Raw genomic sequence first — 1,189 nt, 5'->3', positions numbered from 1 at the left:
GACTTCGTCCCTTGCTTCGCTTCGGGGAGTTTCAGCTCATCACCGGTTTCATCCGCAGCCGCGCCCACCTGATTCACCGCCGATGAAGTGTCATCGGCAGCATCCTTGACCTGATCCAGCGCCTTTTCCGCATCCTTCGCCCCCTTCGTGTCCGCCTGCGTCTCGAACCGGATTTCCACTTTCTTGTCAGCCATGCCGCAATCGTCGGCAGGACAAACCCATGAGGCGACTTGGCGGAGTGGTCCCTGCGATCAGCGAACTATCAACGGTTCCTGATATTTTGGATCGTACGGGATATATCCAAGCTGCATATCCAACTCTCAAACCCACCCTAAAATCTTTGCGATCCAAGAATTCAGAGTTTCCGAACGAGATTCACAAAAAACTATTGGTCAGCACATTACAAATTCCAATCAAACACACCATTGACAATGAAATTGCGATATTCAATATGAGTCAGAACAAATTATACTGTTCTGCAAAAATGAAACCCATGCTGATTGCCATACTTCTGGTTGCGGGAGTCTGCTCCGCAATTGAGCCTCTGGATCGCATTCCGCTGCGGATTCCTGACGGTGCAACGCAAATTGATGCTAATCGAATTTCGGTTCCTCTCGCCCATCAGGCCAAGAAGGCCAGTTTACTATTCAAGAAGCTGGCAGGAGAGAACGCCTTTTGCGAAGTTCGTCCGGAGCAAGCATCCGAATTGGCAGGGTCGCAGTATACGGAGATTGCTGGCGAGAAGACGATTCTGGTGAAGTGGAGCTTCTTGGAACCTGTTGACGAGAAGGGAGTGGATCTGGTCCATGCCCATGCCCCGACGATTCACATCAAGGATGACACCCTGTATGTTGCAAGTAGTGGGATCGACATTGGAGATGTAGCCGAGGTTGTGGAAGGATTCCTGATTGTGCAGGTGCCGAAGCTGCCGAAGGAGATTGTCCACAAGTTGGCCCGAACCGGTTGGTAGGACAAATCAAGCAGAACAAGGCGGCGCTCCTAACACCTGCCCCGCCTCGAGTTGCAATACCCATGGCCATTCATCCCTCAACCCCCAGTCGAAGCCTCGCCCAAGGGCAGGTGTAGGAGGCCTTTGACGTTCTGCTAAGAAATGAAACGCGTTACTTTAGCAACGCTGATTGCAGCTCTCTTCGTGTTCGCGGGATGCGCTTCTCATCAGCCTGCCGCC

General features: G+C 52.1%; 2 protein-coding genes. One reads left to right on the top strand and one right to left on the bottom strand.

Annotated elements, in window-relative coordinates:
- On the bottom strand, positions 1–194 hold a 194-nt coding region (locus JIN85_RS20505; protein WP_200274359.1), incomplete at its 3' end, for a hypothetical protein.
- A gap of 26 nt (positions 195–220) precedes the next feature.
- On the opposite strand from JIN85_RS20505, the gene JIN85_RS20500 reads away from it, so the two are divergent.
- Entirely contained in the window at positions 221–970 is a 750-nt protein-coding gene (locus tag JIN85_RS20500; protein ID WP_200274357.1) for a hypothetical protein, read from the top strand.
- Positions 971–1,189 lie beyond the last annotated feature (219 nt).

It is taken from the genome of Luteolibacter pohnpeiensis (assembly GCF_016595435.1).
Classification (GTDB): Bacteria; Verrucomicrobiota; Verrucomicrobiia; order Verrucomicrobiales; family Akkermansiaceae; genus Luteolibacter; species Luteolibacter pohnpeiensis.
The sequence above is the reverse complement of the archived record's forward strand: the minus strand, read 5'-3'. Positions and strand labels throughout refer to the sequence as shown.